The sequence below is a fragment of the Ruegeria atlantica genome (genome assembly GCF_013032455.1).
Lineage (GTDB): Bacteria > Pseudomonadota > Alphaproteobacteria > Rhodobacterales > Rhodobacteraceae > Ruegeria > Ruegeria atlantica_B.
The window spans coordinates 295,327-311,096 of sequence record NZ_WQCF01000004.1 but is presented as its reverse complement, the minus strand read 5'-3'; the positions used below and the strand labels follow the sequence as shown (position 1 = coordinate 311,096).

The window sequence follows — 15,770 nt, the reverse complement described above, 5'->3', positions numbered from 1 at the left end:
GTCGCTGGAAAGACTGACCACACAGTGGATGTTCGTCGCGGTTGCAGCACTAGTTGTCGGTGACGGCAGCTATGCGGACAGAGCGGACGCTGCCATTTCAGCAAATTACCAATGGGTGCAATCATTCAGGACGCTAGAACGTAACTCTAAACCTGATGCTTGCTGTCAGGGCGTCGTCAAGTTCAGTTGTTGCCGCCGGATTCTTGACCCATTGAATTGACGGAGTGATGACAAAATTCTGAACCAAGGTCAGGCGGTAAAAAGCTTCTGTCGTGATTTGCTCCCGCAAAGCTGGGTCTGAAGGGTCACCCCAGCTTACTCCTATGCCAAGCACATCACTTGCCGCACGGTGTTTGGTATCGAAAGCGATACCCAATCCGGCAGTCACATCCGTTTTCATGATTGATCCGTTGCCGTCGGAATGCCCTGCAATGAAAAACGGGAACCACTTGTCGTCGTATAGGCGGCTAGCAAGGAATGTGACGCCTTTGGATTCCGGTACGCCTTTCGCCACCAATGCGTCTTGATGCCAGAGTTGAAAACGGACCACATCCCACCGACGTCTGTCACGAGTGGTAGGCCAGTAGCGAAACTCAATGGATTTGTAGAACTCGCCTTCCTTTATTGTATCGAACGGGTTTCCTGCTGTCTTAGCATTTGCGTCGTGAATGCCAGCGACCACACCGAAGCGAGGAGTAAACTCGTATGCAACTCCACCGCCTATCCCCCGGCCCGGTGATGGCTTGGTCAGGCTGCTCTGCAACGCAAGGTTTTGGAAACCACGTAAGCTCGATGAAAGAGCATGTCCATTGTACCAAGATAAGGCGCTTATTTTTCCGAAAACAAACCGAAACTGTCCGTTCAACAGAGATTGACGCCAAGCCAATTCAGTGAGTGCAAATCCAAAATCACTGAACCCTCCCGAAGGAGTCAAGCCTCCATACTGTGACGCCAAACTCGTTGGTGGAATTGTTGTCCCCAACGTTGTTCGTTCTTCTAGTCGAAAAGTCAGCAGGCCCGGATTATTCGTTCTTCTTCCAGCAAGTTCCCAAGACCCCTGCAATTGAAGGCGCGCTGCGGCTGCATCCTTTTCCCCAAGCGTCCTGTTTAACTCTTGGCGTAGGGACTGATAGCTGAATTGTAGTTTTAGGCCGTATTCATCGTTAATTCGTTTTTTCCAAGCAAACCAAGGAGAAAAGAACTCTTCCACTCTTGGGAAGTTAAGAACCCCATCAACTCGCTGATCATCGATTGCCAGGTCTTCAGTTACACTGTCACCAGTTTCCAGACCCGCCGAAGGTCCGTACCCTGACAGAGTGTTGGGTTGACTATTTGATGCTCCTTGCGCAATGGAAGAACTGCTCCAGCAACTAAGAAGAACAAATCCAAGTGCGCAGGTTGTTAATAGTGACAGCGCGCGCAATGCAGCCGCGGCATTCATTGTGAGCTTTTGTCAAACAAAGTGTAGTACTGGTGAAGATCGTCACCGACCATCTGAACAGGTGCATCAGTACTTGCTTCGACGATAACGCTCTTGTCGGGAGTAATGATCTCGAAACTCCAACCCTCCGCAGGAGTCAATTGATCAGCGAGATTTCCGGGATCGCCATCCCGCACCTTTGCCCCATATGCGTTCAAGACATAGGTATTGCCCTTGTCGTCGACCAACTCATACATTGGCTTACCGGCTTCGAAGACCATGGTCTGCTTCTTGGAACTCGTGAAACCAACATAGGGGTCAGACCCTTCTCCAGCTCCGAGAGCTGATATCGGCAGGGTGGCTGCGTACCTAGCATCTATTCCGCCAAATGACTTCTTGTCGCCCAATTCAAGGGTTTGTGCGTCCATCGCCCAAAACTTTGGACCGTTTAGTTGAGCATTCTTAGCGTCATTCTCCTTGGCGAGAACAGTGACATCTAGAGACTCCCATTTGTCTTCTGAACAATCACTCGACCCTGTTGTGTTATAGATCACCACCCGATCATCGTAGACCAAAAGAAATTCACAATACCGCATTCCACGAATGTCTTTGATGGTGAAATCTTCCAAAGCTTGTTCGGCGCTGGCGTAACTCGCGAATGTTGAGATAAAAAGAACTACTGCCATAACAGGCTTGACAAGTGGTTCAAACAGGCGACTTGGATAGTTGAAAAACATATCTTTCTCCTCCCTTTGCCATCACTAAGACCAGCAAACATTAGCATTTTTGAATGCAGAGAGGCTTGATATCGATCAATAGGTTCTGAGAGCGAAGATTGAGCCAGTCGTTTGAACCCACCCGGATAATTTCGCTCGTACACTATTGAGTTCGTCAGGTATGGGCTCGAACCAGACATTCTTGGCGTCGCAGCATACAGTTCTCATGGCAGCGACGGTTCAAGAATCAACGTTCAAACGAGAACAAAAAGGCCCGCAAGAACATGCGGGCCTCTCTGATGATTTCCAGAGCAGGTCTTACTGCGGAATTTCGCCTTCCAGCCCTTCAACATAGAAGTTCATGCCTGCCAGCGTTCCGTCATCGGCGGTCTCGCCTTCAGCCAGCCAGTCGCTGCCGTCCTGCTTTTTCAGCGGTCCGGTGAAGGGGTGATATTCACCCGCTGCCATCGCGGCCTTCAGCGCCAGCGCTTCTTCCTTGACGTCGGCAGGAACAGCGTCCGAGATTTCGCCGATTTCAACCATGCCCTCGGCAATTCCGTCCCAGGTGTTCACGGTTTCCCACGAACCGTCCATGACGGCCTGGGTCCGCGCGATGTAGTAGGGTGCCCAGTTGTCGATGATCGATGACACACGCGGATGCGGTGCGTACTCGCTCATGTCCGAAGCCTGACCGAAGGTGATCACATTGCCAGCCTCTTGTGCGGCGGCCTGCGGTGCGGTCGAGTCGGTGTGCTGCAGGATCACGTCCGCGCCTTGTTCAATCAGAACGCTGGCGGCGTCGGCTTCTTTTGCAGGATCAAACCATGTGTAGGCCCAGATGATCTTGAACTCGACATCCGGGTTCACTTTCTTGGCGTGAATATAGGCCGAGTTGATACCCCGGATCACTTCGGGAATCGGGTAGGAGCCGATATAGCCGATGATGTTCGACTCGGTCATTTTCCCTGCGATGTGGCCCTGAACTGCGCGACCTTCATAGAAGCGCGCCGAGTAGACCGATACGTTCGGCGCGGTCTTATAGCCGGTGGCGTGCTCGAATTTCACGTTCGGGAACTTTTTGGCCACGTTGATGGTCGGGTCCATGTAACCAAACGAAGTGGTGAAGATCAGATCTGCGCCCTCCAGCGCCATCTGAGTCATCACGCGCTCTGCGTCGGGGCCTTCGGGGACCGATTCAACGAACACGGTTTCCACCTTGTCGCCGAATTTTTCTTCGACCGCCAGCCGGCCCTTGTTGTGCTCATAGGTCCAGCCGCCGTCGCCCACGGGGCCGACATAGACAAAGCCGACCTTGGTCTTGTCTTCGGCCATGGCACCTGTCGCCAGACCCAGCGCCATGGCGGCGCTTGTCAAAAGTGTTGTGAATTTCATCGAGTTACTCCCCAAGTTGGTTCAATTGGCCTCGTCTAGTGCGAGGCGTGGAAAATACGGCCCAGTGAGGCAGGTGCGCTGCTCTTGTCGGCCGAAAGGATCACAAGCACAAGGATCGTGATGATATAGGGCGACATTGCCAGATACTCGACTGGAATGGCAACGCCCGCTGCCTGCAAATTAAGCTGCAACACCGTGATTCCGCCGAACAAATAGGCCCCCAGCAAGGCGCGCCATGGCTTCCAACTGGCGAAGACCACCAGTGCCAAGGCAATCCAGCCGACACCGGCGGTCATGCCCTCAGTCCACTGTGGGACGCGGATCAGGCTGATATAGGCGCCGCCAAGGCCCGCGCACGCGCCTCCAAACAGAATCGCCAGGACGCGGATCTTGATGACCTTGTAGCCCAAGGCGTGAGCGGCATCGTGGTTTTCGCCCACTGCGCGCAAGATCAGGCCGACGCGGGTGTATTTAAGAACGGCCCAGACCGCTGCCGTCAGCGCGATGCCGACATAGAGGATCGGGTCATGCTGGAACAGGATTGGACCGATCACCGGAATATCGCTGATCAACGGGATATGAATGTCACCCATACTGGGCGGTTTGATCCCGACATAGCTTTGACCCAGAAGGGCGCTAAAGCCCAAGCCAAAGAGGGTCAGGGCCAGGCCACTTGCCACCTGATTGGCCAGCGCAACTTGCGTTAGCAGTACGAACAGCAGTGACAAGACGGCTCCGCCTATAGCGGCCGCTATAAAGCCCAACCAAGGCGAGCCGGTCTCGACCGAGATTGCAAAGCCACTGATCGCGCCGACGATCATCATACCCTCGACGCCAAGGTTCAGGACGCCTGCTTTCTCGACGACCAGCTCTCCGATCGCGGCCAGCAGCAGGGGGGTTGCCGCCACCATCAGCGAGGCGACCAAAAGGACGGGGTTAATCTCACCAAGGTCCATATCACGCTACCTCGCTACGGGCCGCACGGATGCGGTAGTTTGTCAGAAGATCGAAAGCCAGCAGGAAGAATAGGAGCATCCCCTGGAACACCTGAATGGCGGCGGCAGGCAGACCCAGCTGAGACTGAGCGATTTCACCGCCAATATAGGTCAGCGCCATCAGGCCACCGGCTAGCAGGATACCCACCGGATGCAGACGGCCCAGAAAGGCCACGATGATCGCGGTAAAGCCATAGCCCACGTTAAAGTCGATGCTGACCACGCCCGACGGGCCCGAGACTTCGAACATCCCCGCAAGACCTGCCAGAGCGCCGGACAGACCCAGGCAGAACAGGATAAGACGGGCAGGGTTCACACCGGCGAATTTCGCCGCGCGGGGTGCCTCACCCGTCAAACGAATGTGGAAACCAAGCATGTGCCGGTTCAGCAGAACATAGGCAAAGATTACGGCGATCAGAGCCGTGACAACACCCCAATGCATCCCCGACCCAGCAATCAGCTCAGCATTATGTGCGCTGTCATAGGATTGCAGGTTGCGTGAGCCGGGAAAGCCGAACCCTTCGGGGTTTTTCAGCAGCCCCAGCGAGACCGAGGCCAGCATCTGCTCGGCCACATAAACCAGCATCAGCGAGACGAGGATTTCATTGGTGCCAAAGCGGACCTTCAGAAAGGCCGGTATACTTGCCCAGAGCCAGCCACCAAGCGCGCCCGCAATCACCATGATCGGGAAAATGAACCACGCATCCAAAGGGTAAAAGGCCAGACCAGCGCCTGCGCCGAAAATGGCCCCCATGATGTATTGGCCCTCGGCCCCGATATTCCAGATACCTGCACGGAAACCGAGCGACAGGCCAATCGCGATCAACACCAACGGCGCACTCTTCACTAGCAGTTGCGGACGGTAGTAAAAGGCAAATTCGCCAAACAGGGGCTCCCAAAAAATGGTGCCGATGGCCTGAATCGGGTTTTTGCCCAGAATGGCGAACAACACGCCACCAAAAAACATCGTTGCCAGAACCGCGACCAATGGGGTGGCATAAGTCCACGCCTTGGACGGCTGAGGCCGTTTCTCCAACACAATCATCCCCTCATCCCCCAGCGTTTTTCATCTTTTTCCAAATACTCTCGCCGAAGGCGGCACCACAGATCACACATGCGCCACCTCCATTCCGTGCGCGCCACCCATCATCAGGCCGATTTCATCAACCGTCAGGCCGGTGGTAGGACGCGGAGCACTCAGGCGACCTTCGTTCAACGCGGCAAAGCTGTCCGATATTTCCATCAACTCGTCCAGATCCTGCGAAATGCAGATCACCGCCGTTCCCTTGGCGGCCAGATCCAGAATAGCCTGCCGGATCGAGGCCGCAGCCGCAGCATCCACGCCCCATGTTGGCTGGTTCACCACCAGCACGTCAGGGTTTTGCAGCACTTCGCGACCGATCACGAACTTCTGCAGGTTGCCGCCCGACAGCGAACGGGCTGCGTTCTCTGGCCCTGGCGTGCGGACGTCAAAAGCACTGATGATCTTTTCAGCAAAGCCTTTTGTCTCAGCCCATTTCAGGAAGCCATTGTTTTCCAACCCTTCGCGCACTGATCCGGTAAGCAGGGCGTTCTCGGTCAGGCTCATGTCCGGAGCAGCCGCATGGCCAAGACGTTCCTCTGGTGCTGTTAACACACCCAGCTTTCGCCGCGCGGTTGGGCCGAGTTTGCCGATCTGCTGTCCGTTGAACTTGATCGCGTCGGCAGCAGTCGGGATTTCACCCGACAAAACCCCGAGCAATTCGTCTTGGCCGTTACCAGCGACTCCGCCGATACCCAATACTTCGCCTTTTCGCACCGTCATGTGGACGTTTTTCAAGGCGGTTCCAAATTCCGACGGCGACGGTACCGACAACCCGCTAACATCCAGTGCGACCTCACCGAACTCACGGCCCGAACGCTCCGGCGTCTGTAGGGTCGAACCGACCATCATCTCGGCCATGTCGCGTGCTGAGGTCTCGGATGGAACACATTCACCCACATTCTTGCCAAGCCGCAGGATCGTGGCGTGGTCACACAGGGTTCGGATTTCTTCCAGTTTGTGCGAGATATACAGGATCGAGGTCCCCTCGGACCGTAATTTATTTAGCGTTTCAAACAGGATATCGACTTCTTGCGGTGTCAGAACCGAGGTCGGCTCGTCCATGATCAACAGCTTGGGGTCCTGCAACAGACAGCGAATGATCTCGACCCGTTGACGTTCACCGGCGGACAGGTCGCCAACCGTGCGGAAGGGGTCCAGCGGCAGGCCATACGTCTCTGAAACTTCGCGGATACGCGAGGCCAGATCGCTCATCGGCGGAGGGTTCTCCATTCCCAGCGCTATATTCTCGGCCACGTTCAACGCGTCGAATAGCGAGAAATGCTGGAACACCATTGCGATCCCGTCGGCCCGTGCCGCACGGGGTTCGGGGGGCGCAAAGGGCTGGCCACGCAGCAGCATGGTGCCGCTGTCGGGCTTCACCAGACCGTAGATCATTTTCACCAGCGTGGATTTTCCCGCGCCGTTTTCGCCCAGCAGGGCGTGAACCTCGCCCTCACCGATGTCAAAGGACACCTGATCATTGGCCACGACGCCGGGATAGGCCTTGGTCAGCCCTTGCAAGCTTAAAAGTGGAGTGGTCACGCGCTCAGGTCCTTCTTCAATTCACTCTGTCGGGCCGGGCGCAAGAGCTGCGCGGCGACGCCAACGGCGATCATCTGCGGGTGTTTGCCCAAACCGGGTTCGCCGATTGGACAGGTGATCCGGCTGATCCGTTCGGGCGAATGCCCAAGGGTCGCTAGCCGCGATCGGAATCGCGCCCATTTCGTAGCCGAGCCGATCAGGCCAGCAAAGCGAAAATCATGCGAAAGCAGCCGGTTGCACAGCTCTAAATCCATAGTGTGTGAATAAGTCAGCACTAGATGCTCGGCATCGCTTGGCGCATGACGGACCAGTTCAGTTGGTTTTGTGGTTGGCACCGAAGTTACTCCGGCTGGAAACGCATCCGGAAACCGTTCCGGCCCGGTATCGACCCAGGTGATTGCAAAATCGGGCAGCGGGGACAAAACATCCACCAACGCACGGCCGACATGGCCTGCGCCCCAGATCCACAAATTACGGGTGGGTTTATGCACCGGTTCCACCATCCAACCGTCCACCAGTTGCGGTTCCGGCGCGATGCCCTGACCTCGTGCCGCTGCCTGCAGGCGTTTAACCGACAGGGGCATGTCTTTGCATGCCGGAGACCGCGCGATAACTATATTATCCAGCGCATCAACGGCCTCTAGGTCATAAACCTCACTCAGCAGTGAAACCGCGCCGCCGCAGCACTGCCCCATATCTGGCCCAAGCGCATGTTGCGTCAGCTTGGCTGGCGCGGTTTGGGATCGTGCAGCCTCTGTCGCTTGGTATTCCAGCGTGCCGCCTCCGATCGTGCCGCTTTGCCCGTTCTCCCAAACCAGCATGGCGGCGCCGACTTCGCGCGGGGATGATCCCCTGATGGCAGCGATGACCACCCGAGTGACTTTCCCGTGGGTTTTGACCGCCTCCCTCAAAGCCTCTCGATCAAATCCCATCAGATGCCTCCCTTCATCCTTTGGACGCCGCGCCAGATTTCCTCGGCAGTTGCAGGCGCATCCAATGCAGGGTAGCTGTCACCGCAGGCCGCCACCGCATTGGACAGCGCCAGCCATGCCGATATGCCAAGCATAAAGGGCGGTTCACCCACCGCTTTTGAGCGATAGATCGTGTCTTCGCGGTTCTCACCATCCCAAAGCGCGACGTTGAAGATATCAGGCCGGTCCGAGCAGGCCGGAATCTTGTAGGTCGAGGGCGCGTGGGTCCGCAGATTGCCCTTGCCGTCCCAGACCAGTTCTTCGGTCGTCAGCCAGCCCGCGCCTTGTACGTAACCGCCTTCGACTTGTCCGATGTCCAGCGCCGGGTTCAGAGATGCGCCCGCGTCATGCAAGATATCCGTGCGCAGGATGCGGTTCTCGCCGGTCAGAGTATCGACAGCAACCTCGGTTATTGATGCGCCATAAGCGAAGTAGAAGAACGGACGACCGCGGCCTTTGATCCGGTCCCATTCGATTCTCGGCGTTTTGTAGTATCCGGTCGCCGACAGACTGACCCGGCCTTGATAGGTCAGTGCCGCAGCTTCTGCAAAGGTATAGCGTTCGTCGCCAACCGATACGTGGCCATCCGAGAAGACGACCGTCGATGGATCAGCCTGGTGCCGTTCGGCCAAATAGTCTGCCATCCGGGTGCGGATCGTATCACAGGCAGCTTTCACCGCCATACCATTCAAGTCACTGCCCGAGGACGCCGCCGTGGCCGACGTGTTGGGAACCTTGGCCGTATCGGTGGCAGTGATCTTGACCATCTCCAGCGGGATGCCAAAGCGCGACGCGGCCACCTGCGCAACCTTCTGAAAAAGACCCTGACCCATTTCGGTACCGCCATGGTTCAGGTGGACCGAGCCATCCTGATACACATGCACCAGTGCCCCGGCCTGGTTCAGGTGCGTCAGCGTGAAAGAAATGCCGAACTTGACTGGTGAAAAAGCGATGCCCTTTTTGATCACGCTGTTTTCGGCGTTCCATTTCTCGATCGCGACTTTGCGCGTGGCATAGTCGCTGGACTTCAGCAGGGCTTCGGTCATGCCATGCAATTCGAAATCGGTGACTTCCATACCATAAGGCGTTGTGTTGCCGCCTGCCGGCACCGGACGGACAAGCGGTGCCGTCTCTACCTGCTCGACAGCGCCCAGGCTCGTTAGATCCTCACGTGGATCGACACGTACCAATGGGCGCTTTGCCAGATGCTCAGGTTCCATGGTTGGCGTATGGGCGGGCTCGTAATAGTTCCGGCGGCGCAGCTCGACCGGGTCCAGCCCAAGTTCATGGGCGGCGTGGTCCATGACCCTTTCAATCCCGACCATGCCCTGCGGTCCTCCGAAGCCGCGATAGGCGGTGGCGGATTGGGTGTTAGTCTTCAGCCGGTGGCTTTCGATCCGAGCGTTCGGCAACAGATAAGCGTTATCCGAATGCAGCATCGCGCGGTCCGCGACGGGTAGGGATAGGTCCTGCGCCCAACCGCAGATGGCGTATTGGTGGAAGGACACGCCTTGAACGTGCCCGTCCTCATCAAACCCGGCTTTGTACGAAATCCGGAACGCATGGCGCTTGCCGGTGATGATCATGTCATCGTCACGGTCATAGCGCATCTTGCAGGCCTTGCCGGTCGCACGCGCAGCGATGGCGCAAGCAACGGCCAAAGCATTGCCTTGGCTTTCTTTGCCGCCAAAGCCGCCACCCATACGGCGGGTCTCAACCCGGACCGTGTGCATGGGAACACCCAGAGCATCAGCTACCTTGTGCTGGATCTCGGTTGGGTGCTGGGTTGAGCTATAGACCAGCATATCCCTACCCTCATTCGGCACGGCCAAAGCAGCCTGACCTTCCAAATAAAAATGCTCCTGCCCGCCGAGTTCAAAGGACCCTTCGATCACATGGGCCGCGCTTGCGATGGCCGCATCCGCGTCACCCTTGGCATAGATGCGGGGACCGTCCTCAAACCGGCTATCAGCGGCCAGTGCCTCCTCAATGGTCAGGATCGGTGTTTCCTCAGTATAGTCTACCTTGCCCAAACGGGCGGCCTTGCGCGCGGCCAGATGGCTGCTGGCGACGACCAGGAACACCGGCTGACCGATATAGTGAACGGTGCCGTCCGAAAGCAACGGTTCATCATGGATCGAGGGCGAGACGTCATTGGCAAAGGGTAAATCCTCAGCGGTCATGACCATTACGACACCCTCGGCGGCCTTTACTGCCGACAGGTCCATTGCTGCGATCTTGCCCTTGGCAATTGGGCTCAGGCCAAAGGCTAAGTGCAAGCTGCCCTTTGGCGTGGGGATGTCATCCACGTAACGGGCCGAACCGGACACATGCAACGGTGCTGCGTCATGGGGAAGGGGCTTGGTCACGCTCATGCCGACACCTCCAGCACATTGGTCACTTCGCCCTGATCCTCAAGGTAATACCTCTCAAGCATCGCCTTGGCGGTTTCCAGACGATAGGTGGCCGAAGCGCGCATGTCCGTGAGTGGTGAATAGTCCTTGCCAAAGGCAGGTAGCGCGGCGTCAATGGTTTCGCGCGTCCATAGCTTTCCGATCAGAGCGGCCTCGACATGGGTGGCCCGTTTCGGAGTGCCAGCCATGCCCCCAAACGCGATCCGTGCTTGTGTGACATTGCCGTTCGTAACGGTGATATTGAAACAGCCACAAACGGCCGAGATATCTTGATCGAACCGCTTGCTGAGTTTGTACGTCTTCAACCGATCGACCTGACGCGGGAAGCTGACGGCCTCGACAAATTCGCCGGGGGCGCGGTCTTGTTTCCCGTAGTCGAGGAAGAACTCCTCCAACGGGATCGAGCGCCGCTCATCGCCTTTGCGTAGATGTAGGGTCGCGCCCAGAGCAATCAGGGCTGGCGGGTTGTCTCCGATAGGTGAACCGTTTGCGATGTTGCCGCCGACGGTGGCCGCATGACGCACCTGAACGCTGGCGTAGCGGCGGATCATCTCGGCATAGGATGGGTGGTGGTCGGCCAGCGCCTCGCCCATACGGTTCATGTCGACCATGGCGCCAAAACGGATTTCTTCATCGGTAATCGTGATTTGTTTCAGATCTTCGCAGCGATTGAGGAAGATAACCGGATCCAGATCGCGCAGTTGCTTGGTGACCCACAGGCCAACGTCGGTCGCCCCGGCAACCAGAGTTGCATTCGGGTTCTCTGCGTAAACCACCGCCAACTCATCGGACGAGCCGGGCAGCATGGGTGATGCGGCTGGTGTCGCGATTGGTTTGTCTTTGACCCACACAGGTACGGGTTGCTCTTCGGCCGCTTTCGCGGCGCGGATGATCGGCGCATAGCCAGTGCAGCGGCACAGATTGCCCGCAAGCTGCGTGTCGTGGTCGGTTGCACCATTGGCATGGCTGGCCACCATCGACATGATGAATCCGGGGGTGCAGAATCCGCATTGCGAACCATGGAGGTCCACCATCGTCTGTTGCACTGGGTGGGCCTCGCCATTCGGGCCGCTGGCACCTTCGACAGTGCGCACAGCTTTACCATGCAACTGCGGCAGAAACAGGATGCAGGAGTTCAGCGCCTTGGCACCGCCCTCATCCGTCACCATGACAGTGCAGGCACCGCAATCGCCTTCGTTGCAGCCTTCCTTGGTGCCGGTCAGACCGCGATCCTCGCGCAACCAATCCAGCAGGGTTGCTGTCGGATCGACATCCGCCAGTTCCACGGTCTCTCCGTTCAGAAGAAACGTGATTTTCATACGAGAAACCCGTCGCCTTACCCGGTTGCGCCCTTCGGTGCCCTCCTTCGATGCGACGTAGAAAGAGTAGCGGGCGGATAGCTTGCTTTCAGATGTTAGAAACACGACGGCTTCTCTGGCAAGAAAAACTGCCTATATGATGTATCATTACCCCTGATCTGCGCGAATATGCAGTAATTGTGTAGCGACCATGCTTCTGAAATTAAAGTGTTTTCCTGCGGGGTGCTGTAAACGCTCCCGAAGCACCTTCTAAAAAAGCCGAATAATCCAAGTCGATATTTTAAGCATCCAAAAGCGTCGGTTCCCGCTTTTGCAGCGCAGCTGGGTGGGATAGCGTAGGCGGTATGAGCAGTTCCCCTCGATTCATTCACCTCCGCGTTCACACCGAGTATTCTCTGCTGGAAGGTGCCGTGCGGCTGAAAAAATTGCCAGCGCTGTGCGAGAAGATGGAGATGCCCGCCGTCGCCGTTACCGACACCAACAGCATGTTCTCGGCCTTGGAGTTTTCCGTGACTGCCAGCGGGGCAGGGGTGCAGCCGATTATGGGCTGTCAGGTCGACCTGACCTATGTGAAGGCGCAACCGGGGGAAAAGCCCAAAATACCCGCGCCGCTTGTTTTGCTGGCGCAGTCCGAAGAGGGGTACGAGAACCTGATGAAGCTGAGTTCCTGCCTTTACGTCGATAAAGGTGGGCAGCTACCGCAGGTCACACTGGAAGAACTCGCGGACCGATCGGACGGCCTGATCTGCCTGACCGGCGGGCCGGATGGGCCGGTTGGGATGCTTTTGCAGCAGGGGCAACGCCCGGCGGCGGAGGCTCTGGTAGATCGGTTGGCTGGGATGTTCCCAGACCGCCTCTACGTCGAACTGCAACGCCATCCCGGCGAAGGCGGCCAGCCTGAGGCGGAACGCCTGACCGAACGCGGCCATGTCGAGATGGCCTATGTCAAGAACCTGCCGCTGGTCGCCACCAATGACGTCTATTTCCCCACATCAGATATGTATGAGGCTCACGACGCGCTGATTTGTATCGCCGAGGGCGCCTATGTCGACCAGCAGGAGGGCCGCCGCCGCCTGACCGCGCAGCATTACTTCAAGTCGCAGCAAGAGATGGCGACCCTGTTCGCGGACCTGCCTGAGGCTATCGAGAACACAGTCGAGATCGCCAAGCGCTGCGCTTTCATGGCCTATCGCCGTGATCCGATACTGCCGAAATTTGCCGATGACGAAGTTGCGGAGCTGCGCCGCATCGCCAATGAGGGCCTGCAAAAACGTTTGGCTGTGATCCCCCATGCGGTGACGCCCGAGGAATATCAGGAACGGTTGGATTTCGAACTCGATATCATCGAAGGTATGGGGTTCCCCGGCTACTTCCTGATCGTCGCCGATTTCATCCAGTGGGCGAAGGACGAAGACATCCCGGTGGGGCCAGGGCGGGGCTCGGGTGCGGGTTCGCTAGTGGCTTATGCGCTGACGATTACCGACCTTGATCCGCTACGCTATTCGCTGCTGTTCGAACGGTTCCTGAACCCCGAGCGGGTCTCGATGCCCGACTTCGATATCGACTTCTGCATGGATCGCCGAGAAGAGGTGATCCGCTACGTGCAGCAGAAATATGGGCGCGACAAAGTCGGGCAGATCATCACCTTCGGTGCCTTGTTGTCGAAAGCTGCCGTGCGCGATATCGGGCGGGTTCTGCAGATGCCTTACGGGCAGGTGGATCGCTTGTCCAAGATGATCCCGGTCGAGGGCGTAAAACCTGTTTCTATCGAAAAGGCGCTGAAAGACGAACCCCGCCTGCGGGAAGAGGCGCGGAGCGAAGAAGTCGTCGATCGGTTGCTCACTTACGGCCAGCAGGTCGAGGGGTTGTTGCGGAACGCTTCGACCCACGCGGCGGGTGTGGTGATCGGGGACCGTCCCTTGGACGCGCTTGTGCCGCTCTATCAGGACCCCAGGTCCGACATGCCGGCGACCCAGTTCAACATGAAATGGGTGGAACAGGCCGGGCTGGTGAAGTTCGACTTTCTCGGTCTGAAAACGCTGACGGTGATCCAGAACGCGATGGACATCATCTTTAAGTCCGGGCGACCCCTGCATATCGCGGCGGATGGCACGGAACTCTATGAACCTGCCGAGGGGGCCGAGAACCAGATCAACGCGATCCCATTGGATGATGAGGCGACGTATAAGCTCTATTCGGCGGCCAAGACCGTTGCGGTGTTCCAGGTTGAATCCTCGGGCATGATGGATGCGCTCAAGCGCATGAAACCGACCTGTATCGAGGATATCGTGGCCCTCGTGGCACTCTATCGTCCGGGTCCGATGGAGAACATTCCAACCTATTGCGAGGTCAAGAACGGGCTGCGCGAGATCACCTCGGTTCACCCGCTGATCGACCATATCCTTGAGGAAACGCAGGGCATCATCGTCTATCAGGAACAGGTGATGCAGATCGCGCAGGTGATGGCTGGCTACAGCCTTGGCGGCGCTGACCTGTTGCGCCGCGCGATGGGTAAAAAGATCAAAGAGGCGATGGACGCCGAGCGCCCGAAATTTGAAAAGGGCGCGGGTGAGAATGGCGTGGATGCCAAAAAGGCTAGCGAAGTCTTCGACCTGCTTGAGAAATTCGCCAACTACGGGTTCAATAAATCCCACGCCGCCGCCTATGCGGTGGTCAGCTATCAAACTGGTTGGTTGAAGGCGAACCACCCGGTCGAGTTCATGGCTGGCGTTATGAACTGCGATATCCATCTGACCGACAAGCTGGCCGTCTATTTTGAAGAGGTCCGCAAGGGGCTGGAATTGCCCTATGTCCCGCCATGCGTAAACCGTTCTTTGTCGACGTTTGACGTGGTGAATGGCGAACTGGTCTACGCGCTGGGCGCGTTGAAAAATGTCGGTGTAGAGGCGATGAACCTCGTGGTTGATGGGCGCGGGGATAAACCTTTCGTCAACCTGTTCGACTTCGCTCGTCGGGTTGACCTAAAAAAAGTCGGTAAACGCCCATTGGAGATGCTGGCCCGTGCTGGGGCGTTTGATCAGCTCGACAAAAATCGCCGCAGGGTCTTCGAGAGTCTTGATCCGCTGGTGCAGTATTCCGCGGCCATCCACGATCAGAAGAATTCGAACCAAGTGTCGCTGTTTGGTGAGGCGGGTGACGACCTGCCCGAACCCCGGCTGTCGCCCACACCCGACTGGTTGCCGGCGGAACGTCTGAGCGAAGAATTCAAGGCAATCGGGTTCTATTTGTCCGGCCACCCGTTGGACGACTACATGCCCGCGCTGAAACGCAAGAAAGTCATGACGTTAGACGAGGTGACGGAACAGGCGCGCTCGGGGCCTTTCATCGCGAAGATGGCCGGTGTGGTTTCCGGGCGGCAGGAGCGGAAGTCAGCCAAGGGCAACCGCTTTGCTTTTGCGCAATTGTCCGACCCGTCGGGGGCGTACGAGGTCACGTTGTTCTCGGAAACGCTGGAGAAATCGCGTGAGTTTCTGGAGAGTGGGTCGCAAGTGGCGCTGACCGTCAAAGCCGAAATGGAATCTGATCAACTCAAGCTGCTTGCGAATTCTGTCGGGCCCGTGGACGCGGTTGTTGCTGAGGCCGGAGCAACAGGATTGCGGATTTTTGTGGATGTGCCGGAGGTGTTACCAACGGTTGCCAAGGTCCTTGAAGAGGCCGCCGGTGCAGCCAAACGGGCGGCCAAGGGACCGATCTCTATCTGTTTGCTGGACCCGGGTTTGCCGGGTGATGTGGAGATGGACCTGGGGCAGGATTTTCCGATCAACCCGCAGATCAAGGGCGCGATTAAATCGCTGGATGGCGTGATGTCGGTAGAGGAAATCTGAGCCAGCCATTTGTTGCCACAGCGTTTTTGCACCGCTAGGCTGAGGGCATGCCCCGTTTCGGGGCGTGTCACG

At 57.3% G+C, this 15,770-nt stretch carries 10 protein-coding genes; 1 reads left to right on the top strand and 9 read right to left on the bottom strand.

Features of this window, described 5'->3' with window-relative positions:
* Positions 1–133: 133 nt before the first annotated feature.
* From GOW93_RS10315 to xdhA, 9 genes are all read right to left on the bottom strand, one after another.
* Positions 134–1,441, bottom strand: coding sequence for a carbohydrate porin (locus tag GOW93_RS10315; RefSeq protein ID WP_170383763.1), 1,308 nt, complete (start codon positions 1,439–1,441; stop codon positions 134–136).
* Complete coding sequence (locus GOW93_RS10310) at positions 1,438–2,157, bottom strand: hypothetical protein (RefSeq protein ID WP_170383761.1); 720 nt, start codon at positions 2,155–2,157, stop codon at positions 1,438–1,440. Before GOW93_RS10310 ends, GOW93_RS10315 begins: the two co-directional genes overlap by 4 nt.
* 297 nt (positions 2,158–2,454) lie before the next feature.
* Positions 2,455–3,528 (bottom strand): BMP family ABC transporter substrate-binding protein, encoded by a 1,074-nt coding sequence (locus tag GOW93_RS10305; RefSeq protein ID WP_170383759.1) that lies wholly within the window; start codon positions 3,526–3,528, stop codon positions 2,455–2,457.
* 35 nt (positions 3,529–3,563) lie between these two features.
* On the bottom strand, positions 3,564–4,484 hold the full coding sequence (locus GOW93_RS10300; RefSeq protein ID WP_170383757.1) for an ABC transporter permease: 921 nt from the start codon (positions 4,482–4,484) through the stop codon (positions 3,564–3,566).
* A 1-nt stretch (position 4,485) separates the two neighbouring features.
* The gene (locus GOW93_RS10295) at positions 4,486–5,568 is read right to left on the bottom strand and encodes an ABC transporter permease (protein ID WP_170383755.1); all 1,083 of its coding nucleotides are present in this window, start codon (positions 5,566–5,568) and stop codon (positions 4,486–4,488) included.
* A 63-nt stretch (positions 5,569–5,631) separates the two neighbouring features.
* On the bottom strand, positions 5,632–7,149 hold the full coding sequence (locus GOW93_RS10290) for an ABC transporter ATP-binding protein (RefSeq protein WP_170383753.1): 1,518 nt from the start codon (positions 7,147–7,149) through the stop codon (positions 5,632–5,634).
* Positions 7,146–8,081, bottom strand: a complete 936-nt coding sequence (gene xdhC / locus GOW93_RS10285) for a xanthine dehydrogenase accessory protein XdhC (RefSeq protein WP_170383751.1) — start codon at positions 8,079–8,081, stop codon at positions 7,146–7,148. The genes GOW93_RS10290 and xdhC overlap by 4 nt, the downstream gene beginning before the upstream one ends.
* Positions 8,081–10,495: a xanthine dehydrogenase molybdopterin binding subunit gene (gene xdhB / locus GOW93_RS10280; protein WP_170383750.1), complete on the bottom strand. Its 2,415-nt coding sequence runs from the start codon at positions 10,493–10,495 to the stop codon at positions 8,081–8,083. The genes xdhC and xdhB overlap by 1 nt, the downstream gene beginning before the upstream one ends.
* Positions 10,492–11,853 (bottom strand): xanthine dehydrogenase small subunit, encoded by a 1,362-nt coding sequence (gene xdhA / locus GOW93_RS10275; protein ID WP_170383748.1) that lies wholly within the window; start codon positions 11,851–11,853, stop codon positions 10,492–10,494. The genes xdhB and xdhA overlap by 4 nt, the downstream gene beginning before the upstream one ends.
* A 344-nt stretch (positions 11,854–12,197) precedes the next feature.
* Between xdhA and dnaE the strand changes: the two genes are divergently transcribed.
* A complete protein-coding gene (gene dnaE, locus GOW93_RS10270) occupies positions 12,198–15,698 on the top strand; it encodes a DNA polymerase III subunit alpha (RefSeq protein WP_170383746.1) in 3,501 nt (1,166 codons plus the stop codon).
* Positions 15,699–15,770 lie beyond the last annotated feature (72 nt).

Bases quoted from the DNA above. Each gene is read 5' to 3' on its own strand.
- GOW93_RS10310 (WP_170383761.1), bottom strand. From the start codon at position 2,157: ATGTTTTTCAACTATCCAAGTCGCCTGTTTGAACCACTTGTCAAGCCT.
- GOW93_RS10305 (WP_170383759.1), bottom strand. From the start codon at position 3,528: ATGAAATTCACAACACTTTTGACAAGCGCCGCCATGGCGCTGGGTCTG.
- xdhB (WP_170383750.1), bottom strand. From the start codon at position 10,495: ATGAGCGTGACCAAGCCCCTTCCCCATGACGCAGCACCGTTGCATGTG.
- GOW93_RS10300 (WP_170383757.1), bottom strand. From the start codon at position 4,484: ATGGACCTTGGTGAGATTAACCCCGTCCTTTTGGTCGCCTCGCTGATG.
- xdhA (WP_170383748.1), bottom strand. From the start codon at position 11,853: ATGAAAATCACGTTTCTTCTGAACGGAGAGACCGTGGAACTGGCGGAT.
- dnaE (WP_170383746.1), top strand. From the start codon at position 12,198: ATGAGCAGTTCCCCTCGATTCATTCACCTCCGCGTTCACACCGAGTAT.
- xdhC (WP_170383751.1), bottom strand. From the start codon at position 8,081: ATGGGATTTGATCGAGAGGCTTTGAGGGAGGCGGTCAAAACCCACGGG.
- GOW93_RS10295 (WP_170383755.1), bottom strand. From the start codon at position 5,568: ATGATTGTGTTGGAGAAACGGCCTCAGCCGTCCAAGGCGTGGACTTAT.
- GOW93_RS10315 (WP_170383763.1), bottom strand. From the start codon at position 1,441: ATGAATGCCGCGGCTGCATTGCGCGCGCTGTCACTATTAACAACCTGC.